This window comes from Pseudomonas sp. McL0111 (assembly GCF_052567255.1).
Window position 1 is genome coordinate 4,002,143 of sequence record NZ_CP199585.1, and the last position, 23,624, is coordinate 4,025,766.

General features: G+C 57.7%; 26 protein-coding genes. 18 read left to right on the forward strand and 8 right to left on the reverse strand.

Going from position 1 to position 23,624, the window contains the following annotated elements:
* Positions 1–26 precede the first annotated feature (26 nt).
* The 10 genes from ACTWLJ_RS18410 to ACTWLJ_RS18455 all read left to right on the forward strand — a co-directional run bounded on the left by ACTWLJ_RS18410 (position 27) and on the right by ACTWLJ_RS18455 (position 8,761).
* On the forward strand, positions 27–1,133 hold the full coding sequence (locus ACTWLJ_RS18410; RefSeq protein WP_445177883.1) for an AfsA-related hotdog domain-containing protein: 1,107 nt from the start codon (positions 27–29) through the stop codon (positions 1,131–1,133).
* Positions 1,134–1,135: 2 nt separating this feature from the next.
* Entirely contained in the window at positions 1,136–2,311 is a 1,176-nt protein-coding gene (locus ACTWLJ_RS18415) for an oxidoreductase (protein ID WP_445177884.1), read from the forward strand.
* Positions 2,308–3,081 (forward strand): SDR family NAD(P)-dependent oxidoreductase, encoded by a 774-nt coding sequence (locus tag ACTWLJ_RS18420; RefSeq protein WP_445177885.1) that lies wholly within the window; start codon positions 2,308–2,310, stop codon positions 3,079–3,081. The genes ACTWLJ_RS18415 and ACTWLJ_RS18420 overlap by 4 nt, the downstream gene beginning before the upstream one ends.
* The gene (locus ACTWLJ_RS18425) at positions 3,081–3,902 is read left to right on the forward strand and encodes an SDR family oxidoreductase (protein WP_445177886.1); all 822 of its coding nucleotides are present in this window, start codon (positions 3,081–3,083) and stop codon (positions 3,900–3,902) included. The genes ACTWLJ_RS18420 and ACTWLJ_RS18425 overlap by 1 nt, the downstream gene beginning before the upstream one ends.
* A 40-nt stretch (positions 3,903–3,942) precedes the next feature.
* Positions 3,943–4,290, forward strand: coding sequence for a hypothetical protein (locus ACTWLJ_RS18430; protein WP_445177887.1), 348 nt, complete (start codon positions 3,943–3,945; stop codon positions 4,288–4,290).
* A gap of 47 nt (positions 4,291–4,337) precedes the next feature.
* On the forward strand, positions 4,338–5,696 hold the full coding sequence (locus tag ACTWLJ_RS18435; RefSeq protein ID WP_445177888.1) for a class I adenylate-forming enzyme family protein: 1,359 nt from the start codon (positions 4,338–4,340) through the stop codon (positions 5,694–5,696).
* Between the two features lie 37 nt (positions 5,697–5,733).
* Positions 5,734–5,976: an acyl carrier protein gene (locus tag ACTWLJ_RS18440; RefSeq protein ID WP_445177889.1), complete on the forward strand. Its 243-nt coding sequence runs from the start codon at positions 5,734–5,736 to the stop codon at positions 5,974–5,976.
* Positions 5,973–7,043 carry a 3-oxoacyl-ACP synthase III family protein gene (locus ACTWLJ_RS18445; protein WP_445177890.1) on the forward strand — a complete coding sequence of 357 codons (1,071 nt, stop codon included), beginning with the start codon at positions 5,973–5,975 and terminating at the stop codon, positions 7,041–7,043. Before ACTWLJ_RS18440 ends, ACTWLJ_RS18445 begins: the two co-directional genes overlap by 4 nt.
* A 106-nt stretch (positions 7,044–7,149) precedes the next feature.
* Complete coding sequence (locus tag ACTWLJ_RS18450) at positions 7,150–7,770, forward strand: hypothetical protein (protein WP_445177891.1); 621 nt, start codon at positions 7,150–7,152, stop codon at positions 7,768–7,770.
* 76 nt (positions 7,771–7,846) lie between these two features.
* On the forward strand, positions 7,847–8,761 hold the full coding sequence (locus ACTWLJ_RS18455; protein WP_445177892.1) for a LysR family transcriptional regulator: 915 nt from the start codon (positions 7,847–7,849) through the stop codon (positions 8,759–8,761).
* Here ACTWLJ_RS18455 and ACTWLJ_RS18460 read toward each other — a convergent pair.
* Both ACTWLJ_RS18460 and ACTWLJ_RS18465 read right to left on the reverse strand, forming a co-directional pair.
* Entirely contained in the window at positions 8,751–9,518 is a 768-nt protein-coding gene (locus tag ACTWLJ_RS18460) for a substrate-binding domain-containing protein (RefSeq protein WP_445177893.1), read from the reverse strand. The genes ACTWLJ_RS18455 and ACTWLJ_RS18460 overlap by 11 nt on opposite strands.
* A 12-nt stretch (positions 9,519–9,530) precedes the next feature.
* Positions 9,531–10,823, reverse strand: coding sequence for an MFS transporter (locus tag ACTWLJ_RS18465; RefSeq protein WP_445177894.1), 1,293 nt, complete (start codon positions 10,821–10,823; stop codon positions 9,531–9,533).
* A 380-nt stretch (positions 10,824–11,203) separates the two neighbouring features.
* On the opposite strand from ACTWLJ_RS18465, the gene ACTWLJ_RS18470 reads away from it, so the two are divergent.
* Positions 11,204–11,512, forward strand: coding sequence for an RcnB family protein (locus tag ACTWLJ_RS18470; RefSeq protein ID WP_445177895.1), 309 nt, complete (start codon positions 11,204–11,206; stop codon positions 11,510–11,512).
* 102 nt (positions 11,513–11,614) lie between these two features.
* On the forward strand, positions 11,615–12,079 hold the full coding sequence (locus ACTWLJ_RS18475) for a hypothetical protein (RefSeq protein ID WP_401210368.1): 465 nt from the start codon (positions 11,615–11,617) through the stop codon (positions 12,077–12,079).
* Positions 12,080–12,081: 2 nt separating this feature from the next.
* On the opposite strand, the gene ACTWLJ_RS18480 is transcribed toward ACTWLJ_RS18475, so the two are convergent.
* A complete protein-coding gene (locus ACTWLJ_RS18480; RefSeq protein ID WP_445177896.1) occupies positions 12,082–13,158 on the reverse strand; it encodes a diguanylate cyclase domain-containing protein in 1,077 nt (358 codons plus the stop codon).
* Positions 13,159–13,336: 178 nt separating this feature from the next.
* Between ACTWLJ_RS18480 and ACTWLJ_RS18485 the strand changes: the two genes are divergently transcribed.
* Positions 13,337–13,675, forward strand: coding sequence for an FKBP-type peptidyl-prolyl cis-trans isomerase (locus ACTWLJ_RS18485; protein WP_445177897.1), 339 nt, complete (start codon positions 13,337–13,339; stop codon positions 13,673–13,675).
* 139 nt (positions 13,676–13,814) lie between these two features.
* Complete coding sequence (locus ACTWLJ_RS18490) at positions 13,815–14,195, forward strand: hypothetical protein (RefSeq protein WP_445177898.1); 381 nt, start codon at positions 13,815–13,817, stop codon at positions 14,193–14,195.
* 219 nt (positions 14,196–14,414) lie between these two features.
* Here ACTWLJ_RS18490 and ACTWLJ_RS18495 read toward each other — a convergent pair whose 3' ends face one another.
* Both ACTWLJ_RS18495 and ACTWLJ_RS18500 read right to left on the reverse strand, forming a co-directional pair.
* Positions 14,415–14,795 (reverse strand): DUF6124 family protein, encoded by a 381-nt coding sequence (locus ACTWLJ_RS18495; protein WP_445177899.1) that lies wholly within the window; start codon positions 14,793–14,795, stop codon positions 14,415–14,417.
* A 453-nt stretch (positions 14,796–15,248) separates the two neighbouring features.
* Complete coding sequence (locus ACTWLJ_RS18500) at positions 15,249–16,352, reverse strand: cytochrome P450 (RefSeq protein WP_445177900.1); 1,104 nt, start codon at positions 16,350–16,352, stop codon at positions 15,249–15,251.
* Positions 16,353–16,431: 79 nt separating this feature from the next.
* Between ACTWLJ_RS18500 and ACTWLJ_RS18505 the strand changes: the two genes are divergently transcribed.
* The 3 genes from ACTWLJ_RS18505 to ACTWLJ_RS18515 all read left to right on the forward strand — a co-directional run bounded on the left by ACTWLJ_RS18505 (position 16,432) and on the right by ACTWLJ_RS18515 (position 19,389).
* Positions 16,432–17,208, forward strand: coding sequence for an ArsR/SmtB family transcription factor (locus tag ACTWLJ_RS18505; protein WP_445177901.1), 777 nt, complete (start codon positions 16,432–16,434; stop codon positions 17,206–17,208).
* 70 nt (positions 17,209–17,278) lie between these two features.
* Entirely contained in the window at positions 17,279–18,499 is a 1,221-nt protein-coding gene (locus ACTWLJ_RS18510; RefSeq protein WP_445177902.1) for a putative DNA modification/repair radical SAM protein, read from the forward strand.
* Complete coding sequence (locus ACTWLJ_RS18515; protein ID WP_445177903.1) at positions 18,496–19,389, forward strand: TIGR03915 family putative DNA repair protein; 894 nt, start codon at positions 18,496–18,498, stop codon at positions 19,387–19,389. The genes ACTWLJ_RS18510 and ACTWLJ_RS18515 overlap by 4 nt, the downstream gene beginning before the upstream one ends.
* Here the strand turns inward: ACTWLJ_RS18515 and ACTWLJ_RS18520 are convergent.
* Positions 19,349–19,957, reverse strand: coding sequence for a LysE family translocator (locus ACTWLJ_RS18520; protein ID WP_445177904.1), 609 nt, complete (start codon positions 19,955–19,957; stop codon positions 19,349–19,351). The two genes, ACTWLJ_RS18515 and ACTWLJ_RS18520, sit on opposite strands and share 41 nt — an antisense overlap.
* A 105-nt stretch (positions 19,958–20,062) precedes the next feature.
* On the opposite strand from ACTWLJ_RS18520, the gene ACTWLJ_RS18525 reads away from it, so the two are divergent.
* The gene (locus ACTWLJ_RS18525) at positions 20,063–20,941 is read left to right on the forward strand and encodes a LysR substrate-binding domain-containing protein (protein ID WP_445177905.1); all 879 of its coding nucleotides are present in this window, start codon (positions 20,063–20,065) and stop codon (positions 20,939–20,941) included.
* 52 nt (positions 20,942–20,993) lie between these two features.
* Here ACTWLJ_RS18525 and ACTWLJ_RS18530 read toward each other — a convergent pair whose 3' ends face one another.
* Complete coding sequence (locus tag ACTWLJ_RS18530; RefSeq protein ID WP_401210399.1) at positions 20,994–22,013, reverse strand: branched-chain amino acid aminotransferase; 1,020 nt, start codon at positions 22,011–22,013, stop codon at positions 20,994–20,996.
* Between the two features lie 233 nt (positions 22,014–22,246).
* Positions 22,247–23,620, reverse strand: coding sequence for a dihydrolipoyl dehydrogenase (gene lpdA / locus ACTWLJ_RS18535; RefSeq protein ID WP_445177906.1), 1,374 nt, complete (start codon positions 23,618–23,620; stop codon positions 22,247–22,249).
* Positions 23,621–23,624: the final 4 nt, after the last annotated feature.

A 23,624-nucleotide genomic window follows, 5' to 3' on the forward strand; every position in this document is an offset into this window, starting at 1 on the left:
ATTATCAAGGATGAGTCAAGCAAACGATGAATAACGACACCATAACGCCCGATCTCCTGCATAAGGGTTCGGCTGACGACGTTTTGATCTGCGCGCCGAGAGTCGCGGCACCGTTGTATTTGAACCAGGAGACTGTTGCGTCAAGTGCGCACAGCAAGATCCTGCGCAACTATGTGGAATGCGCGAGCCGACGTAGAAAGTTCGATATGTCCGCGGAGCTGCTGGGCAAGCGCGCGATGGAGAGCGCGTTTGCCAGGGGCGTGGACACAGATGATGACTGGAGCAAGGTCAGGGCACTTCCGTACCAGATCGTCACCCCGCACTTACTCAAGCAATCAGACGCTAGCGCAACTGCAATTGATAGCCCGGAGGCTGCGGTGTCGGTGCTGTGCGAATCGATTCCGGCCATTCAGCGTTCCAGTTCGTTTCAGTTGATCAACAACGCCGACAACTATTTTTTCTATCGCAAAGCACATGAACACGTTCCGGGAACCATGTTCATCGAAGCGGCGCGCCAAGCGGTTTATCACCACTTGTACCATCACACCAATTACGCACGCGGTTCCGTCACCGTCAGCGTCAACGAGTTGAACGCAAGTTTCTTCGCTTACGCCGAACTGATGTATCCGATCGAACTGGTGGTCGACAACATGACCCCGACCGATACGTTCTCGCCCAAGAAGATCCATTTGCGGGTCGCCTTTTATCAGCGGCAGATGCTCTTCGCCACGGTCGATACCAAAGCCACCGTCATTGATATCGGTCTGTTTGAGAAGACACGCAATATCTTCATTTACGCTGACGACTGGTTTGCGCCGATCCATCCTTCGAGGCTGGTCTGCACGCTCAGCGACGGAGAGGGACGCCAGGCGCAGGTGATGCTCAAGGGCCTGGGCAAGGCCGGTTGCGTGACGACAGCGGCGGATATTGATTTGACCGAAGTGGTCTCTCTGCATGTGTTGTACGAGGGCAAATTGAGCTTCACCGGCTCAGTGCGAAACGTCGGGCAGGGCCGACATTGCACATGGGAGTTCTCGGAGGTGGACTTCAACGGCCTTCAGGTCTTGAGCGACATGATCAAGCGCGGTTTCGTCCACCTCGATGAAGCCGACGTCGCGGCGCTCAAGGAATAACCGTGAATAACAACACCTTGATGCCTGCAACCCGGGCGCTGCATTTTGGCGCTCACGCCGTCTCGAAAAATCGGCTGTATTTTTCGTCGCTGGGTATGGATCTATGTGATGAGAACGGGTTCCCACGGCCAGAATTCTTCACGGTTTATGAATCGTTGATGGACGGTGGTTGCGGCTTTGGTTTCCTTGGCAATGCCAGCGTGGATGCAGGCGCGCGTTATAACAGTCGCGGTCTGCGACTGACGTCTGCGGCCCACGCACAAGCCTTGCAGCCGTTGTTTGAGGCGGCCCGGAAGCGCGGTTTTCCATTGGGCGTGCAATTGCAGCACTACGGTCCGCAGGCCCTGCCTTCGGAGCAGGGCATTATTTTGAGCCCGAGCGCAATCGCGTCTTCCACGATCCTCAATGCATTTCCCCTGGCACGTGCGGTGGAGATGTCGAACGAGCAGATTCTGCGCTGCATCGATCAGTTCACGGATGCTGCTTGCCACGCGCAACAGGCCGGTGCCTCGTTGATCCAGATTCAGGCTTCCAATGGATATCTGGTCAGCAGTTTTCTGTCGCCAAAGACCAACCTTCGCGAGGATCAATGGGGCGGTAGTCCTCTCAAACGAGCCAGGTTGTTGCTCTCCATTGTCGAAAGCATTCGCAAAGCCACCGGTGACAATGTGGCGATCACTGTCCGTTTAGGCATGGACGATGGCTTGGGGGAGGAGGGGCAACACGCCGCGCTGTTGGGCGAGGTCATGGTTGCTTTGGAGGCTGGCGGAGTGTCAGCCATCACTTGCTCCGTCGGCATCAGCGAAACGTTTCGGTTTTTTTTCAAAAACAAGGAAAAGGCCCTGGCCATGTCTCGTGAGGGCTGCCGCTATCTGAAAAGTTTCGTACGAATACCGGTCGGTTTTACCGGCTCGGTCGAAGATGTGGCGCAAGCGAATGAAATCATCGGATGTGGCGATGCCGACTTCGTTGGGTTCGGCCGCGCCATGCTGGCTGACAACCACTTCATTGCCAAGGAACTGGCGGGCCGAAAAGATCTGGTCATGCGCTGCAAGGGCGATGCTTTTTGTTTTCGCGACAAAAAAGAGCCCATGGCCGAACGCGTGTATTGCTGCGTCAACCCTGACTACCGGCGGCCAGAAAAACTACAGCTGTACTATGAGGAGAACCTGAAATGAACTTCACCGCAAAAATCGCTCTTGTTGTCGGGGGCACACGTGGAATCGGTTTCGATGTCAGCCAACGGCTCGTCGAAACAGGCTGCATCTGCTACATCACCGGGCGCAACGAGGACGATGGTCTGACGGCGCAAAGTCGCCTCGGCAAAAACTGCACCTTCATCAGGAGCGACGTGACCGACGAAGCCTCGGTCATTGAGCTGTTCCGGATCATCAACGAAAAACACGGGCGGCTCGATCTGGCTGTCAACAATGCCGGCGTCACTTCAAAACATGCACTGATCCGGGACCTGGACTTCGCTGACTGGAAACGCGTGCTGGAGATCAACCTGTTGGGCCCTCTGCTGTTGATGAAGCACGAAACCAACCTGATGTCGAAACACGCTGGCGGTTCGATTGTGAACGTCTCCTCCTGCGCCGGTCTGCTTGGCGTCGCGAAACAAAGCGCCTATTCCACCAGCAAGGCGGCGCTGAATATGCTGACCCAGGTCTGCGCAATCGAATGCGCTGAAGACGCGTTGCCGGAGCGCCATTCGATTCGCGTCAACGCGGTGTGCCCTGGCCCGACACTGGGCGGCATGAATTCGGAAGAACGCCTGAAAGCCAATCCGGAATCGACCAAGCACAAACTTCAGGTCACGGCGATGAAACGGTTCGCCCAACCAGGTGAGATTTCTTCGGCGATCCTGTGGCTGCTGAGTGATTCATCATCGTTTGTCACAGGCACCGTGATGCCGGTAGACGGTGGTTTTTCGGCCGGGAAATTCTAGTGCACACGGTAAAACGCGACCTGCCGCCCGCAGGCTCTCGCGAGAACGTACCGGGTCGGGCATTTATTACCGGTGTGAGCAGCGGCATCGGCGAGGCGCTCGCGCAACTCTATCTGCAAAAAGGCTATCGCGTGTTTGGTACGTCCCGGCGAGAACCTTATCGGTTGATGAGTCATCCGAATTTCCATTTTCGGTCGTTCGATCTCTCCAGACCGAGCGCGATGGGCGAGCTGTTCAAAGACAATTTCGCCGATGTCCTGGAGCTGGGTGTCGATGTGTTTTTTCTCAATGCCGGGATCAGCGGAAATGTGCCGGCGCGTTCCGAGGAGTTCACGCTAGACGACATTCAGCAGGTGCTCAACGTTAACCTGCTGGCCAATAAAGCCATTCTCGATCTGATGCTCTCGTCCGCACATCGCCCCAAGGCATGCGTGCTGTCGGCCTCAATGGCGGGTGTGCGATTTCGTGCGGGTACGCTGCCGTACAGCCTGTCGAAAGCAGCGCTGGCCGCTCTGGGCGGAGTCTACGCGGAAGAAAATCCGCACATCTTCTTTGCCGTACTGGGCCTGTGCAATGTCGATACCGGTTTGTCCAGACAAGTGAGCTTCAGCCAGAGAACAGGCGACTTTCCGGATCTTCAGGCGCTGCAGCAAAGAGCCTTGACCCCCGGTTACATGGTTTCGCCCATGCAGCGCGCAACAGACATCCAGTCGGTGATTGATGCGCCCGCTGCCTATGGAGTGAAAAGTGGCGTTTTCGTCGACATGAGAACCGCTCTGGCTGATTACCGGAAATCCAAAGGCCCATTGTCACAAGCCTAGAGAACGCATGGATCTGCATCACCAATAAAGGAATGTTGGAATGTTGAATAAAGTTAAAACACTGACCGAGTCAGCCATTCGGCAACAGGACCTGTTGTTGAGCGAACCGATCGATTTGTCCCGTGGTGAAGACAGTCGCCTGTATGGCGTCGACGGCACCATCGACTCCTTGACCCTCGTTTCAATCATCGTTGACGTCGAGGAGATGATCCGCACTCAGCTCGGTGTCGAAGTGCACCTTGCCGATACCAGCGATCTATCGGAATCCGCCACGCCATTTGCCACGCTCGGCACGCTTGCCGCCTACGTCATGGACAGGCTGACGCTCGCGTTGAATACGGCGGGTACGGCCACAGCGCAATCTGCTCTGCAGGCTCAAGCGAACTGATTGAACAACCGCAGCGTCTTGGGCGGGATTTTTATCGAGGGGTGGATATGCAAGTTGACGATTTCTTGAGTTATCTGAAAAACGCTGCGAGCAAACCGGCGATTGTCAGCGATGAGGGAAGCTTTTCTTATGACGAGTTGCACAAGCAGATAACCGCGTATGGCGAGGACCTCGCGTCTCGCTCCATCAGCAACGCTTGTGTATTGCTGGTCGATAATTACAGCTTCAACAGTGTTTGCATGCTGTTTGCGTTGTGGATGAGTAACAACGTTGTGGCGCTTTCTGTGCCCAAAAGTGAGGAGCAACTCGCGCATCTGGCCAACGCCGCGGGAGCCAGCTTTTCTGTCGTGGGTGGGACGCCGCAGGGTTTCTCGGTCATCGATCATGAGAGCACTCAGGTGCCGCCGACGGTAGAGGGGCTGCTGTCGCAGCATCAGGCCGGGTTCATTGTGTTTTCTTCCGGTTCGACAGGCCCGGCCAAAGGGGTGGTGCATACCATCGCGCCGTTCTTCGACAGATACCTGAGTGCCGAGCGATGCGGCACCATTCTGGCATTTCTGTTGTTCGATCATATCGGTGGCCTGGTTACGGTTTTACAGGCACTGGCAACGCATGGAACGTTGATTTTGCCCAAGGAGCGTTCACCTCAAGAGGTCGGTCGTTGTATCGAGTCGTTCAAGGTAGAAACGTTGCACGTATCCCCGACTCTGTTGAATCTGGCAACGGTAACAGGGGTGTTTCAGAAGTGGGACGCGAGCAGTCTGCAGCGTATCTATTACGGCTCTGAGCCGAGTTCGGTTGAATCCATACGACGGATCGCGAGCATGCTGCCGCAAGTGAAATTGCGCCAGTTGTACGGGATGTCGGAAATCGGTGTGCTCCCGTGCTGCGGCAAAGACGGCGACAGCGCCTGGATGAAAATCGAGGATCCAGACTACAGCGTGCGGGTGGTTGACGGGATTTTGCAGGTTCGAGGAGCGACCAATATGGTGGGTTACCTTGCGAACGCGGGCGATCTGACGAGCGACGGGTATCTGATCACGCACGATCTGGCTGAAGAAAGCGCAGGGTTTTTCCGCGTCACGGGGCGGGCGGTCGATGTCATTAACGTCGGCGGCAAGAAGGTGTTTCCGTCACACGTGGAGAGCGTTCTCATGAGCATCGAAAACGTCTGCGACGTGGTCGTGTACGCGCAACCCAACCCGCTGCTCGGGCAGATAGTCGCGGCGCGTTTCACCCTGCTAGAGCCGGAAGCGCTGGATGCTTTCAAGGCCCGGATGTATCAGCACATTCGTGGTGTGTTGGCGCAGGAACAACTGCCACGGTTGATCTCCATTGCGGATACGCCGCTGTACACCAGCCGCTTCAAAAAAATGCGCCATCCGGGCGTCGTCATCGAGTCGTAAGACCGGTTTACTGATCCAGTTATAAGGAAATAACAAAATGGTTGATTTGAAAAAAATGCGCGCAAACATCGCTGAAATCCTGCTGATCCCTGTGGACCAGTTGCACGGTGAAACCCGACTTGAGAACAGTGATAACTGGGACTCGATGGCAAGGATCGGGATTGTGGCGCTGGTGTTCGAAACAACCGGGGTGACGGTGTCGGGAGAGGAGATCGAAAGCGTCGTCACTGTGCAGGATCTCTTCGATCTGATCGACCTGAAGATCAAGGACGCCGCATGAGTATGCTGACCATTGCCGGGGTCGCCATCCGGGCTGTTACGGCCGCGTTGCCCGAACGGTCTGTGACGCTGGACGACTTCGCAGAGCTGTTCGGCGCCAAAGAGGTGGCTCGTATTGCGAAAAGCACCGGCATCCAGTCGATCAGGGAAACCAGGTCCTTGCACACTTCCGATTTGATGATCGCAGCGTGCCGCAACCTGATTGATCAAGGGCATTGTTCCGCACAGGAGATTGATGGCCTGATCGTGGTCACTCAGACACCGGATTCCTGGGTGCCGGGTGTCGGTTTCATCGTTCAACAGGCGCTTGGCCTGCCGCAGCATTGCCTGGTCTTGAATGTGGCCGCCGGTTGTTCCGGTTATGTCAGCGCGCTGGTTCAAGCGGGCGCACTGATTTCATCTGGCGCCTGCAAAAAAGTCCTTCTGTGTACCGGGGATGTGACCACCAAAATCCTTGATGAGCGCGACCGCCACGTGAAGATGTTGTTTGGCGACGCCGCTTCAGCCACGTTGCTCGAGCCGGGTGAAGGGACGTTCGAATTCATATGTGGCGCCGATGGCAGCGGTGGTGACGCGCTGCAATCGGACATCACCTACGCCAAAGATGAGAGCAGTCACACCTGTGCGACTATCCAGCGCTTGCAGATGGATGGCACGGCGGTAATGAACTTTGCGCTGAACCGGGTACCACAGACCGTCAAGGCCTTGCTCCAGGCAACGGGGTTGACTCCCGCGTCGCTTGACCTGCTGGTGCTGCATCAAGCCAATGAGTTCATGCTCAATTATTTGCGCAGGATGATTGGTGTCGCCGTGGAGAAAATGCCTGTGGACATCGATGGTGTCGGCAACACTAGCTCCACTTCCATTCCCATCGTACTGTCGCGCCACCCCGCAATGGGTACGCCTCAGGCGGAACACGTTGTGCTGTGTGGATTCGGGGCGGGTCTGTCCTGGGGGGCGTTGAAGGTTGACCTTCGCTACACGCACGCCGTGCCGCCATGTGACGTGCCTGAAAAGACCCGAGACCACAGCAAGTCAGAGGGTGCCGGGGAATGCTTGCGAGCATAAACCGATAATCGCTACACGGTACCTTTGAGGCAATGTCGGTATGAATTCTCAAGGGTGCCGACTTGCCCTTGATTCATATCGTCTGATCACACGAGAACGCTATTTCATGAAGCAAAATTTTTGGAAGGCGCTTGGAATCATCAGAAGCACAGCAAATTTGCAGTGGGCGTCTCCATCGCCTTTTCTTCCGCGGTTCAATTTTTATGAGATTCACGAGTCGGGCGCCATCCGTGCGCGTCCGGAGGACATTATCGCAGCGGTTTACGCGCTGGATATACGCGATGACCGCGTCGTTAATGCGCTGTTATCGATTCGGGAACTGCCATCGAAAATCCTGAGTAAATTCGGTACACGGTCGCAGCAACAACAGACCAGACCGTTTGGCTTTGATTCCTTCACTTTGCTTCAGCGCACTCCCCATGAACTTTCCATGGGGCTGGCGGGACGCTTCTGGCGTCCGGATTTGAGCACTTTGCACATTCCCGGTGCCGAGGAGTTTGGGGTACTGGATCTCTCGCGCATTGCCAAACTGGTGCTGCGCTTTCAGGTCATCGAGCAAGCCCGTGGCGTCTATACACTGCGCACTGAAACCTTCGTGTATTGCGCCAATACGCGGACCAAACTGTTGTTTACGCCTTACTGGCTGGTTATTCGCTTTGCCAGCGGCTGGATACGACGCAGGAACCTGGCATCCATCCAGCGGCAATTCTCGACGGTCGCCCGCTAAGAGGCATGGCGCTGTAACAAGCTGCATCAATTGGTTACATTGATAGTCTCAATGAATCAATCCACCGAGTTCCGCCATGGCCATCAACTTCGACCTCAACGACCTGCAAGCCTTTCGGGCCGTGGTCGAGCAGGGCAGTTTTCGCAAGGCCGCCGACACTGTGCGCCTGTCGCAACCGGCGTTGAGCCGGCGCATAGAGAAGCTCGAAGACGCCCTCGGCGTGAAGTTGTTCGAACGCACCACGCGCAAAGTCAGCCTGACTCAGGCCGGGCGCGGCTTCATGCCCAGCGTCGAGCGACTGCTGGACGATCTCGACGTCGCCTTGCTGGGCATCAGTGAAGTGGCCTCGACCCGGCTCGGCCATGTCACGGTCGCTTGCGTGCCGTCCGCTGCGTACTACTTCATGCCGCGCGTGGTCGCCCGCTATCACCAGCAATTCCCGCGGATCAAGGTCAAGGTTCTCGATTCCAGCGCCCACGATGTGTTGAGCGCTGTAGTCAATGGCGAGGCGGATTTCGGTTTGAGTTTCTTGGGTACGCAGGATGCCAAAGTTGATTTTGAATCGCTTGTGCAGGAGTGCTATGTCGTTGCCTGTCGCCGCGATCATCCGCTGGCCGGGCGCAGCAGTGTGAGCTGGGACGAGTTTTATCAGCAGGATTACATCTCGCTGGACAAGACTTCAGGCAATCGCTTTCTGCTCGATCAGGCCTTGAGCAGCGTGGTGCCGCAACGCCAGAGCATCTGCGAAACCCGGCATGTGACGACAATGATTGGTCTGGTGGAGGCGGGACTGGGCGTGGCGGCGGTGCCGTTGATGGCGATGCCCGGGCCGGATCATCCGATCCTGACGCGGGTGCCGCTGACCGATCCGCAAGTGATGCGCAGCGTCGGCATCATCAAGCGCCGGGGTCGCACGTTGACCCCGGCAGCGTTGGAACTGGAGCGGCTGGTGGTGGAAATGAAGGTACAGACGCCAATCGTCAGCGCTTGACCGAATCCAGCCCGGTGGCTTGCACATCAGCCTGCGCGGCGGGTGCGGCAAGGTAAGCGAGCAGGGCTTTGGCTTCAGCCGGGTGTTGCGCGCCGACCGGAATTCCCGCAGCGAAACGCGTCACCGACTGCACCGATTCCGGAATCTTGCCGACAAAACTCACCCCTGGCACCGGCAGCAATTCACTGACCTGCTGAAAGCCCAACTGATAATCACCGGTCGCAACCACCGAGCCGACCGGGATTTTCGGGATCATTTTCGCCTTAGGTTTCAGTTGATCTTCAACGCCCAGTGTCTTGAACAGTTGCTGCTCGATGTACACGCCGCTGGCGCTGTCGGAGTAGGCCAGCGATTGCGCGTCGAGCAGGGTTTTCTTCAACGCCTCGACGTTGCTGATGTCCGGTTTCGGCGCGCCTTCACGCACCACCAGACCGATTCGCGAATCTGCCAGTTCAACGCGTGAGGCCGGGTCAACCTTGCCTTGCTTGATCAGATCATCAAGAGCGTAGCCGACCATGATCACCACATCAGCGTGCTCACCACGGGCGAGTCGATTGGGAATCGCCTCCGGCGCCTTGCCCATCGACGGGCCGAGGGTGGTGTCGAGAGTATTGCCGGTGGCCGCCGCGAATTTCGGGCCGAGGATTTTATAGGCGGCAGTGAAGCCGCCCGAGGTCATCACCCGTACCTCTTCTGCTTGGGCCAAAGCGCTGAAAGCGAGAAGGGCGAGGGCGCTCAGCTTGATCAGTTTTTTCATGGTGAGCGCTCCTTATGCCGCAACCGGTTGCAGACGACCGCCCGTACGACGATAGAGATACAGCGTCGCGCACAATGCGCAGAGCGCGCCGACACTCATCCAGTACCCCGGCGCGGCTTTGTCGCCGGTGTACTGAATCAGAAAGGTCGACATCGCCGGCGTGAACCCGCCGAAGATTGCCGTCGCCAGGCTGTAAGCGAGGGAGAAACCGGCAACCCGCACCTCGACCGGCATGATCTCGGTCAACGCCGGAATCATCGCGCCGTTGTACATGCCGTAGATAAACGACAGCCACAACAGCGACAGCAGCATGTGACTGAAACTCGGAGCCTGCACCAGATACGATAGCGCCGGATAAGTCGTGGCCAGGGCCAGCAACGACATGGTGATCAACAGCGGACGACGACCGATACGGTCGGACAACATGCCGCCAATCGGCAGCCAGAAGAAGTTCGAAACCCCGACCAGCAATGTCACCAGCAACGCATCGGAAGTGCTCAGGTGCAGCACGGTTTTGCCGAAGGTCGGCGCGTACACGGTGATCAGGTAAAACGCGGTAGTGGTCAGCGCGACCATCAACATCCCGCCCAGCACCACCACCCAGTTCTGGCCAAGAGTGCGGAACACTTCGCCCATGCTTGGACGGTGTTTACGGGCGGCGAACTCTTCGGTTTCCGCCAGATTGCGTCGCAGCAAGAAGATGAATGGCACGATCATGCAACCGACGAAAAACGGAACCCGCCAGCCCCACGCGGCAATCATGTCCGGCGCCATCCAGGCGTTCAGCGCATAACCCAGCGCGGCGGCAACGATGATCGCCACTTGCTGACTGGCCGACTGCCAGGCAGTGAAAAAGCCTTTGCGGCCCGGAGTAGCAATCTCGGACAGATAAACCGAAACACCGCCCAACTCAGCACCAGCGGAGAAGCCTTGCAGCAACCGCCCGAGCAGCACCAGCGCCGGAGCAAACAGACCGATGGTTTCGTATCCGGGCACCAACACAATCAGGATCGTGCCGCTGGCCATGATCGACAACGTTACGATCAAACCTTTGCGACGACCGACGTCATCAATGTACGCGCCGAGCACAATCGCCCCCAACGGACGCATCAAAAAGCCTGCGCCGAACACCGCGAAAGTCATCATCAGGGAGGCGAATTCACTGCTCGCCGGAAAGAACACCGCCGCGATCTGCGTAGCATAGAAGCCGAACAGGAAGAAGTCGAACTGTTCGAGGAAGTTACCCGAGGTCACCCGGAAAATGGCGCCGGCCCGCGAGCCGCCGTGTGGGATTGAGGCTGTCATAGAAAAGAACTCCACCGCTTTTATGACGTGCGCGACGGGGAGGCGGCGCACGGTTTTTATTGAGGCGGATGGTGGCGCAGGTGTAACAGGATGTTAATTGCATTGTTGGCATGGATTGATGTGCAAAGCGGATCAATGGTTTGTCAGCGATTGAACATGTCGTATTTGCGGGCCCCATCGCTGGCAAGCCAGCTCCCACAGTTTTTTGTGGTGAACACACTGATTCTGCAGCCGCCCCCGAACCCTGTGGGAGCTGGCCTGCCAGCGATGGCGGCCTGACAGCCGACTACAATCCCTCAGCCAGTCCAGGCAAAAACAAGGAATGATTCCAACCCCGCGCAGTCGGAGTTCAGGTATCACACATCTCAGGAGGTTCACCGATGAACAGCAAGACCCTAATCGCCAGCCTGGCCCTCGTCGCCGGCATCGCCGGGATCAGCCCACTCGTTCAAGCGGCACAAACCTCACCCGACACCGTCGAACATTCGCCCACCGGCGACCGCGAACTGAAAGTCGGCGACCGCGCCCCGGACGTCTACCAACGCAACGAAAAAGCCCTGAACAACTGGAAGCAGAAAGGCCTCAAGCAGCCGGATGCACAGTCGCAGTGGGTGCAGATGAATGACAAGTACGTGCTGGTGAAGATTACCAACGGGACGATTGTGGATATCAAACCGGTGGAGCGTTAGGCCGTCCGGTAACAATTGACCACGGACGGTCGATTGAAAACGAGCGCCGTTCTGGTAAAACCCGTGGGGCGTTTCGTGTGACTGGATGTCAGGAGCAACAAGTTGGAAAAGAAACCGCTTTATCGCAAGGAAAACACTACCGCCCACAACGTCTGGCGCAACAACCCGGGTGGGCACTATCGGTATGAACGCAACACCAAGGCTGAAAGCAACAGCAAGGCGTTGCGCGGTTCGATGCACGGAATCAAGCATCACGGCTACGATTACACGCCGTTGTTTCGTTTCCTGTTATCTCGTGTCGGAGGCAATTGGGATGAGATTTTCAGTGAGGCAGTTTCTCGCCTTGATCGGCCGGAACCGGTGTTCTGGATGGTTGCACAGCATGAACATGAGCGACGGGAGGTCTTCGGCGTGGGTGAGTCGAGTTGCTTCAGCGGCTTGTACATCGATGAACAAAAACGTCTGCGAATCGTCAATCCCGAGTTGAAGGCCGAGGACATGACGCCGACCTGTACATGCTGCACGCATACCTTTAACGGTGTTGTGATTGGCAAACCTCAGGTTTGATTTCACTCCACCCGGCTATGGCTCAACGTCTGCCCGCCACCCAACCGATACTGATTATTCCCACTCCTTTTCGCCTCATACATCGCCAGATCGGCAATATGGATCAAGCGATCCATGCTCGGCGCATGATCCGGGAACACCGCGACCCCAAGGCTGGTGCCGATGTGGCGCTGGTCGTTGCCGATGCTGATCGGTGGCGACAACTCGATAAAGATTTTCTGACAAATGCTGCGGGCTTCATCCTGCAAGTTGATGCCCGGAGCCAGGCCTTGCAGGATGACCACGAATTCGTCGCCGCCGATGCGTGCGACAGTGTCGGTGGTGCGCAGAATCCGTTTCAGTCGCGTGGCGGTGGTGATCAGCACGCGGTCACCAGCGGCGTGGCCGTAATGATCGTTGATGGCTTTGAACCCGTTGAGATCGACAAACACCAGCGCCACACGGGTGCTGTTCTGTCGTGCCAATTCCAGGGCTTCGGACAGGCGTTCTTCGAGCACCAGTCGATTGGGCAAACCGGTCAGCGGGTCGAAGTGTGCGAGGTGCTTGAGGTAACTGGCCGAGGCTTTTTCCTCAGTGATGTCGCGCACCACGCCCATCATTTTGGTCACCGCATCGTGGTCGTTGCGCACCACATTGCCGGTTTCCCGTAACCAACGAATAGTGCCGTCAGGCCAGACCACGCGGTATTCCTCGTCGTGGTTTTCGCCGGTTTGCAGGCAGCGCAATTCACCGTCGCGCACCCTGGCGCGGTCGTCCGGATGCACGCATGAGCAGAACAGCGCGTAGGAGGGCGTGATCTCACCGATCTTGAAACCGAACATGCCGTAGATCGCGTCCGACCAGTACAGCCGATCTGTATCAACCTCCCAATCCCAGGTGCCGATTCGCGCAAAATACTGACTGCGCTTGAAGCGCTCGGCATCGCCGTCCTGATGGATGTTCTGGCCATCGACGGCGCGAGTGAGTAATTCGCGGTATTCGGTCAGTTGATTTTGCAGCCCACGCACCCGCCAGATCAGCCAAATGATCACGGCAAGCATCCCGGCGCCGATGGCAACGCTGATCCACAGTTGAGTCATTTGGAAACTGCGCGCATGGCAAATCGATCCGTGAGCTGATGGCGGTTGGCTATCTTAATTCTTCACAAGCGTGTTCGGATACAGCGCCGATCTTCGCTTTTTTGTTGCCAATCCCCGGCAATTCTGGGAAAACGGCGGCCATCGAGCCTTCGGGCCACTGAACAATAGAGTGAATGTCATGAATGATGAACTGCAGGTAATCGAACTTCAGGTGGGTGACGGCAAAGCCGCCGTCAAAGGCGCGCTGATCACCGCTCAATACACCGGATGGCTGGAGGACGGCAGCGAGTTCGATTCTTCCTGGAGTCGGGGCAAACCCTTTCAATGCGTGATCGGCACGGGGCGTGTGATCAAGGGTTGGGATCAGGGCCTGATGGGCATGCAGGTGGGCGGCAAACGCAAACTGTTGGTGCCGGCGCACCTGGGGTATGGCGAACGGACGATGGGCAAGATTCCGCCGAATTCGAATCTGGTGTTTGAGATTGAGTTGTTGGAAGTTTTGACTCGGGAGGATTGATGAACGAAATCCTTATAGCTATTAAATCGTTTGCATGAAACCAGTAAGAATAAAGAACTGTAAAAACTGACAGTAGTCACCCATGAAAACCTCTTCCAGACTACGAAAGTGTATTTCGATAGTTTTGAGAGGAATAGCCATGAGTTTGAATCTTACGGATACCCTGTATATTTCGATCGACGGATCAATGTGGGGTCGAATGGAAGCCGTTACCAATTGGTTTGTTATAGGACTGACAGATTTTGCGCTCGGGGAAGTAGGTGACATTAAATATCTGAACTATGCGGCGGAATTCAAACCGGGTATGCAATTGCGCGAGGGTGATGTCGCTTTCGAGTTGGAATCGGTCAAGAGTTCAATCGAGTTTCAAGCAAAAGTCAGCGGTACTGTCAAAGACGTCAATATAGCCTACACAGATCACCCAGAACTGATGGGACAACACGCAGAAAATAATCGTTGGATGTTCAAAGTGGAAGTTTTGAATTCAAAGCTTTCTAGTCAGTGGGTTGGATCAAAATAACACCCTTCATTCTGCCTGATTTGATTCGAACGGATCTATTCGCCAAGTGTTTACCTCAATTTATGCACTTTCCCCTGTGGCGAGGGAGCTTGCTCCCGCTGGGTTGCGTAGCGACCCCAAAACCATTCACCCGGTTGTGTCAGGCAAACCGGCATCGGTCGGGGTTGCGACTGCTTCGCAGCCGAGCGGGAGCAAGCTCCCTCGCCACAGGGATACGGGTCAGTTTCTGGTTGGCGGTTCGAGGTTATCGAGGGCGCGGTTTACGGCGAGTTCGCCGAGCATGACGACTTGCTGGATGCCGAGCAGGGTGTGGCGGTAGGGCGTGTCGAGCAGGGCGGCGAAGTCGCTGAGCATGATGCTGGCCGAGGCCATGGATTCGCAGGCGTGGGCGAGCAGGGATTCGTTGTCTATTTGCGGGGCGACGACGAACATGCCGCTGGGTTTGCGCGGTGGCTGTGGGGTGGTCGGTTTGAGGTAGTGGTCGAGGGCGCGTTCGGCGGCGTCGTTGAGTTTTGTGGGGTCGAGGGTGGAGTAGGGCGACGTGGGATCGGAATCGGTTGGTGCGTCTGTTTCGGGTGGATTCGGTGTAATTTTGAACATTTTTGAGACCTTATATTAAGGCTGCCAACCAATCGCGACTAAACGGTGGGAGGCAGCTATGCGCAGGTTAGTCGACCGGTGGTCCCACAATATCCGGCGCGCCCGAAAGCGCCCTGCGCACAGCCACCATTCAGTGCAGGAATGTGAATTACCTGACTAGATGGACGCTTTACGATTTGTAAGACCACCGAGCGACTAAACCCGATCACTGAACATTCAGTGACCCGAACCAAGTTACCGGCACCCCCCAAACCGCACAAGCCGGCGGATTCTGGCTTGTTTGTAGGCAAAAGCACAAGGCGCTGTAGCCTCTTGGGTGGAGGCAAAATGATGCTGCGTTTTTCCGGGCCTCATCGCGGGCAAGCCACGCTCCCACAGGTTTTTATGTCGATCGCAAAAGGTGCGGGCACTCCAGAACTTGTGGGAGCGTGGCTTGCCCGCGATGGCTGACTATCAGTCACTAATGAAGCTGAACAGTGGAATACGCCCATTCAGAGAAGGCCGATAACGCCAGGCCAGCCGCTCCAGATTCACACCATGATCGAGGATTTCTCCGACAGTGGTGCTCGCAATCCCCATCGCCAACACTTGCCCCGGACACTGATGCCGCCCGCCACCAAAACTGAAACTGCGCCGACTCGGTCGATCCAGCAGAAACCGCTCAGGCGCCTCATTCAGCGCCGGATCACGATTGGCCGAAGCCAACAGCACCAGAATCACCGCGCCAGCCTCGACCCGCACACCATCGATATCACAACTCTGCGCGACAAAACGCCGAGTGTTCTGCACCGACGGATCAAACCGCTGCACCTCGGCCAACAACGATTCAATCGATTCACCGCGCAACTCTGGCTGAGCCCGTAACGCCAACAATGCATTGCCGATCAACCCTGCAGTGGCTTCATAGGTCTGTGAGCAAAGACCAATCAGGTTGGCGATCAGCGTTTCCTGATCGCCTTCAAATCGCTGCTTGATGCCTGAAAGCAAACCGCTCTTCGATTCCGCCAGCAACTCGATGAAATATCCACGCAACTGTTCCGCCGCCGTGTGCGCCGCAGCCAGTTGCAAGTCATTGCTCAACGGCGACAGGCACGCGACGAAATCCGCCGTCAGCTCACTGATCGCTCGAGCCTGCGCCGGGTTGAAGCCGAGTAGCGCTGCAACCACGCAGACCGGGCCGCGAAACATTGCCTTATATAAGCCGTCAGCATCTGCCGTGATCAGCCGCGCCGCCACCCGTGCGCGGACTTCATCCAGATCAACCATCGCAAGCGACGGCTCAATCGCCGAACGCGGGCAGCGTTGACGTTCGCCGTCATTCATCCGCATCAACTGGCCAAACACTTCGCCGGCCATGCCTGAAGCAATCGCTTTGGGCACCGGTTCCTGCGCCGGCCGCACTCGGCAATCAGCATGCGCCAACACTGCGCAGACAGACCGGGCGCTGCTGGCGACCCACATTTTCAGCTCTGGATGAAAAACCAATCCACCCTGAGCCCGCAGTTCAGCGTAATAAGGATAAGGATCGGTGTGAGTCGCAGCGATGATCGGGTCCATGGTCGGCAGCCTTGTCGATGGGGAAAGTGTTGCTACTATCTCCAGTCCGTAGCGGCGACGATTCGTCCGGGAGCGAAATATGCACGCAGAACATCAAGACATCGGCGTTTCGCAGGTGGCCGCCGCTATCGCCGAACCGGCGCGCACCAAAATCCTCTGCTCGCTGATGGACGGCCACGCTCGCACCAGTACCGAGCTGGCGGTTATCGCCGAAGTCAGCGCTTCCACCGCCAGCGCGCACTTGGCCAAACTCAAGGATCTGGCCTTGGTGCGCCTGCATGTGCAGGGCCGCCATCGTTACTACAGCCTCGCCGACCAGCGTGTCGCGCAAGCGCTGGAGGCGTTGATGGTGATCGGCCAGAACGCTGCGCCGACCTTCAAACCGCACACGCCGGATCGTCTGCAATTTGCCCGTACTTGCTACGACCACATGGCCGGCACGTTGGCGGTTCTGCTGCACGACCGCTTGATCGAGGCGGGGTGGCTGATCGAGACCGATGAGCAGGCCTATCGCTTGAGCGACAGCGGCGAGGCCTTGTTCGCCGGGTTGGGCATCGAGGTGCAGGACTTGAATACGTTGCGCCGCAAGTTTGCCTGCCCGTGCCTGGACTGGAGCATGCGTCGGCCACATCTGGGCGGTTCGCTGGGGGCGGCGTTGTTGCAGACGGCGTTGAAGCGCAAGTGGGTGACGCAGGATCTGGACAGCCGAGCGTTGGCGTTGACAGTGCTGGGGCGCAAGGAATTCGGGAAGCGGTTTGGGGTGGAGTTGCCGATTGAAGATAAGGTCAAAAGATCGCAGCGTACCGCAGCTCCCACAGGAGATCGCGTACCCGTTTTAAACGCTGCGATATCTTGATCACGCTTTGCACCTTGTGCCAATCCCATAGACTCGATACTGTACGCATAACCAGTATCGAGCCGCCGCCATGCAAATCATCGACAAGCTCAGCATCCTCGCCGACGCCGCAAAGTACGACGCCTCCTGCGCCAGCAGCGGGGCGCCCAAACGCAGCTCCGAAGGCAAGAGCGGGCTGGGCTCGACCAATGGCATGGGCATTTGTCACAGCTACACGCCGGACGGGCGTTGCGTTTCTTTACTGAAGATTCTGCTGACCAATTTCTGCCTCTACGATTGCCAGTACTGCGTCAACCGTCGCTCAAGCGACGTCCCGCGTGCGCGCTTCACGCCTGAAGAAGTTGTAGCGCTGACCATGGATTTCTACCGGCGCAACTGCGTCAGCGGGCTGTTTCTCAGCTCGGGGATCATCCGTTCGGCGGATTACACCATGGAGCAACTGGTGCGCGTGGCGAAGCTGCTGCGCGAAGAGCACGAATTTCGCGGCTACATCCACCTCAAGACCATTCCCGAAGCTGATCCGGCATTGATTGCAGAGGCCGGGCGCTATGCCGACCGCTTGAGCGTCAATATCGAACTTCCGACCGATGCCAGTTTGCAGATCCTCGCACCCGAGAAACAGATCGGCTCGATCAAACAGGCCATGCAAACCATCTATACCGGCGAGCAAACCGTGCTCAACGAGCCTCGGGCGCCTAAGTTCGCGCCGGCCGGACAGAGTACCCAAATGATTGTCGGCGCCGATGACACCGACGACAGCACAATCCTGCATGGCGCTCAGGCCTTGTACGGCAATTTCCGCCTGCGCCGGGTCTATTACTCGGCGTTCAGTCCGATCCCCGACAGCCCGAAAAGTGTACCGCTGGCCGCGCCGCCGCTGATGCGCGAGCATCGCTTGTATCAGGCCGATTTTCTCTTGCGCAGCTACGGCTACAGCGCTGGGGAGTTGCTCAAGGGGCCGGGTAATCTGGCGCTGGATATCGATCCGAAACTGGCGTGGGCGTTGCAGAATCGCGAGGTGTTCCCACTCGATCTGAACCGCGCCGAAGCCTCATTGATTGCCCGTATTCCCGGCATCGGCCTGCGCACCACCGAGCGCTTGGTAGAGCTGCGCCGGCAACGGCGAATTCGTTACGAAGACCTGGCGCGCATGCGCTGCGTGCTGGCCAAGGCCAAGCCCTTTTTCATCACCAGCGACTACCACCCGCAGCAGGCGGAAGTCACCAGCCATTCGCTGTATCAGCAATTGCGCGACCGACCCGCGCCGCAACAGATGGGGCTGTGGGGATGATCAACCTCGATTGTGATGATCTGTTCGAGACCTGGCGACAGCAGGCGCGCTGGCTGCTCAGTCATGAAATTGATCCGAGTCTGGTGAGTTGGGCGTCGGAAGGTGTCGGTGATCTGTTCGCCAGTGACGTGGCTGTGCCTGAGGGGCAAGGGCCGTTTATGGCACGCATCCCGCGCGCGCTGATCGATACGCTGGAACAAGCCGCACGTTATCGCGGCGATCAACGCTGGAGTCTGCTCTACGAAGTGTTATGGCGAGTCAGTCACGGTGATCGCACCGCAATGATGGCGGGCGACAAACTCGGCAGTGAGTTGCAGCGACGAATCAAGCAAGTGCAGCGCGAAGCTCATCACTTGCACGCGTTCGTGCGTTTCATCGAACGGCCGCAGGATCTGCCGGGCCCTCAATACGTCGCGTGGCACGAACCGGCCCACGACATCCTGCACAGTGCCAGCGAGCACTTCATCGGACGCATGGGCCGCCACCGCTGGTTGATCGCCACGCCGCGTGACGGGGTTTATTACGATGGCGAACAGTTGATTCATCAGCGCCAGTGCCCGGTGGAATGGCAGCAACTGGCGCAGAACGTTGACGACCCGCATGGCGACCTGTGGCTGACCTATTACAGCCACATCTTCAACCCCGCGCGGTTGAATCCGAAAGTCATGCAAGGGCATTTTCCGGTGCGCTTCTGGAAGAACCTGCCGGAGGGCGAGTTGATTCCCGGACTGATTACTCAGGCACGCACCGGCAAGCAACAGAACGGTCAGGCCAGCGGTATTGGCGGGCGGGTGGGCAAGCGAATCACCCTGAAACAGGTCGATGGCGGACAGCGAGAAGTCCGCCCGCTCAACGACTGGCCGATGCCATCAGCAGACCAAAACCGGTGAAGGTCACGCCCGAGATTTTCGCCACCAGCCAGGCGCCTTTCGGGCTCGACAACCAGCCTTTGGCAGCATTGGCCAGCAGCGCATAGCTGCCGTGCACCAGAATCACCAACAGCGCATAAGAAGCCACTAGTTTGAAAAACTGCGGATAAAACGACTGCGAGGTGTCGATGAACTGCGGGAACACCGCCAGAAAAAAGAAGATGGCCTTGGGGTTGAGAAACTGCAGTGACGCGCCCTCCAGAAAACGGTAACCCGGGCGTGAAGGGCGAACTTTTTGCAGGGCACTCGAACGATCCGAGCGCCAGCTCTTGAAGCCCAGATACAACAGATAAGCCGCTCCGGCATATTTCAGTACGGTAAAGGCTGTCGCCGAGGCGCTGAGGATCAGGCCGACACTGGTAGCACTGAGGGCAGCAACCACCAAGGCGCCTGATGCGATCCCGAAAATTCCCGGCAACGCTCCGGTCCAGCCCAGGCGCACGGCGTTGGATAGCGTCAGCGCTACTCCCGGGCCGGGGCTCAGAATTGTCAGGGCGGCGAACAGTACAAAGAGTCCGTAGCTGTGCATGGTGTTGCTCCGTCGAATCGCATGTCTGTGTGGAGGCAGATTGGCGTGACGACAAAGGCGTGACAAACGCTTTAAATGCAACGCATAGGTGACTAAATTAGACGCATGAAAAATCCATTGCCTCCGCTCAATGCTGTTCGTGCCTTCGCCGTGGCTGCTCGTCATCAGAGCTTTAGTCTGGCGGCCGAAGAGCTGCATGTCAGTCACAGTGCCGTCAGCCGCCACGTCAAACTGCTGGAAGAGCACTTGGGTGTTCTGTTATTCGAACGACGAATCCGCCAGTCCTTGCTGACCCCGGCCGGCCAGCGCTTTTACCAGCAGGTCAGCGCCGGTTTGGCGCAGATCGCCGACGCTGCTGCCGAAGCCAAGCAGCAGGCTGCGCGGCCAACGCTGAAAATCAATGTCCGACCGTCCTTCGCCTTGTTGTGGCTGACGCCAAGGCTCGCGGACTTCTCGGCGCAGCATCCGCAGATCGACACGCAGGTGATTACCCAGACCCAATCGCCAGATCCGGCCAGAGATGACTTCGATATCGTCATCCGTCGCGGGCGTGACGACTGGGCACCGGCGCTTGAGGCGCACGCGCTGTTCGAAGACGAGTTGGTGTTGGTCGCGGCACCGACGTTGATCGAGCGCGTACCGTTGGCCGATCTTGCGGGCCTGAGCGCTCATACACTGCTGACCGTCAGGGCTCGTCGCGAAGACTGGCACCATTGGGCCAGGCACTTTGGACAGAACCAGAGCACCACGCAGGTTATCCGGCAGTTTGATTACATGCACCGGGTGCTTGAGGCCACCGTGGCGGGCGAGGGCATCGCGTTGTGTCCGACCACGTTGCTCGGCACGCATTTGTCGAGTGGTCGGCTGATCTGCCCGTTGCCGGATTTACGTATGCCGTTGCCACGTTATTACTACGGCGTTGCGCCGCAGGCGTCGGAGCACACAAACGTATTTGTGGAGTGGCTACAGAAACTGCAGCCATGAAAAAGCCCCCAGCGATTGCTCGATGGGGGCTTTTTTACGTCTGGCCGTCAGATCAAACCTTGACGATCCAGCCCGCTGGCGCTTCAACGTCGCCGGTCTGCACGCCAGTCAGCTCTTTGTAGAGCTTCTGAGTAACAGGACCTACTTCGGTTTCGCTATGGAACACATGCAGATGGTCGTTGTAGCTGATACCACCAATCGGTGTGATCACCGCAGCGGTACCGCAAGCGCCGGCTTCTTTGAAGTCCGACAGCTTGTCGATCAGCACGTCGCCTTCAACCACTTCCAGGCCCAGACGCGATTTCGCCAGTTCGATCAGCGACAGGCGGGTGATGCCTGGCAGAACCGATGGCGAGCTCGGGGTCACGAACTTGTTGTCGTGGGTGATCCCGAAGAAGTTGGCCGAACCGACTTCTTCGATCTTGGTGTGGGTCATCGGGTCCAGGTAGATTGCGTCGGCGAAGTTGGCTTTCTTCGCTTTCGAACCCGGCATCAGGCTGGCTGCGTAGTTGCCGCCGACCTTGGCTGCGCCGGTGCCTTGTGGGGCTGCGCGGTCGTAGCTGGAGATCTGGAAGTTGTGCGGGGTCAGGCCACCTTTGAAGTAAGCGCCGACCGGGATGCAGAAGATCGAGAAGATGAACTCCGGCGCAGTACGCACGCCGATGTTGTCACCCACGCCGATCACGAACGGACGCAGGTACAGCGCGCCGCCGGTGCCGTACGGCGGGATGAAGCGTTCGTTGGCACGAACCACTTCTTTACAGGCTTCGATGAACTGCTCGGTGTCGACTGTCGGCATCAGCAGACGCGCGCAGCTGCGTTGCATACGCAGGGCGTTCTGGTCCGGGCGGAACAGGTTGATCGAGCCGTCCTTGCAACGATAGGCCTTCATGCCTTCGAAGCACTGCTGACCATAGTGAAGGGCAGTCGAGCCTTCGCTGATGTGCAGCACGTTGTCTTCGGTCAGGGTGCCTTTGTCCCACTCGCCATCGCGAAAGTACGACAGATAGCGTTTATCGGTCTTGATGTAATCAAAACCCAGCTTGTCCCAATTGATGCTCTCGTTACCCATGACACCCTCTATCACTGAACAACCGTCGAAACGGTTCAAGGCTTCTGACGTTTTTTGGATGGGCACAACAATACTTCATTCTTGAGCGGTTTCGCAGCCCGGACTATCGGGTGACAGACAGATAAATCGTGGTGACCTCTAGAATTCGCGAGCAAGCTCGCTCCCACAGGGATAGTGCATTTCAAATGTGGGAGCGAGCTTGCTCGCGAAGGGGCCTTCACTGCCACCCTCAATCAGAGGTGCAACGCATGCCCCAAGGCACGCAACGCCGCCTCCTGCACCGCTTCACCCAAGGTCGGATGCGCGTGGATGGTGCCGCCGATGTCTTCTAGCCGCGCACCCATTTCCAGGCTTTGCGCAAACGCGGTCGACAACTCGGAAACCCCGACCCCCACAGCCTGCCAACCGACAATCAGATGATTGTCCCGACGAGCGACCACCCGCACGAAGCCGGTTTTCGACTCCAGGGTCATCGCCCGGCCATTGGCCGCAAACGGGAAGCTCGACACGATGCAATCCAGACCAGCAGTCTTGGCTTCGTCCGGCGTCTTGCCGACCACCACCAGTTCCGGGTCGGTGAAGCACACGGCGGCAATGGCCGTCGGATTGAACTCGCGGGATTTGCCGCTGATCAGCTCGGCGACCATCTCGCCCTGAGCCATGGCCCGGTGAGCCAGCATCGGTTCGCCGCTCAAGTCGCCGATGGCGTAGACGTTGCGCATGCTGGTCTGGCAGCGGCTGTCGATCTTGATCGCCGAACCGTTCATCTCCAGATTCAACGCTTCGAGGTTCCAGCCCTGAGTGTTCGGCTTGCGACCGACGGCGACCAGCACCTGATCGGTCTCCAGATTCAAGGTGTCGCCATTCGGATCACGCACCTGCAAGCTGCCGTCGAAGCCCAGCACGCTGTGCTTCAAATACAGCTTCACGCCCAATTGCTTCAGCGCGTCATGCACCGGTTGCGTCAGTTCGGCGTCGTAGGCGGGCAGAATGCGATCCTGCGCCTCGACCACGCTGACCTCGGCGCCGAGCTTGCGGTAAGCAATGCCCAGTTCCAGACCGATGTAACCGCCACCGACCACGATCAGACGCTTCGGCACGGATTTTGGCGTCAGCGCTTCGGTGGAGGAGATGATCGGCCCGCCAATCGGCAAGATCGGCAAATTGACGCTTTTCGAACCAGTGGCCAGCACCAGGTGCTCGCACTGGATGCGCGTGTCGCCAACGTCGACAGTCTTGCCATCGATGACCTTGGCCCAGCCTTGAATGACTTGGACTTTGTTCTTTTTCAGCAGCGCGGCAACGCCGGTAGTCAGGCGATCAACGATGCCGTCCTTCCACTCGACGCTTTTGCTGATGTCGAGGGTGGGCGCCGCAACGCTGATGCCCAGCGCCGAATGCTGACTGTGGTGTTGCGTCTGATGAAACTGCTCGGCGACGTGGATCAGTGCTTTCGACGGAATGCAGCCGATGTTCAGGCACGTACCGCCGAGGGATTCGCCCTCGACCAGAATCGTCGAAATACCCAGTTGCCCGGCACGGATCGCCGTTATGTAGCCACCGGGGCCGCCGCCAATGATCAGCAGCGTGGTGTTCAAAGTTTGCATGCCA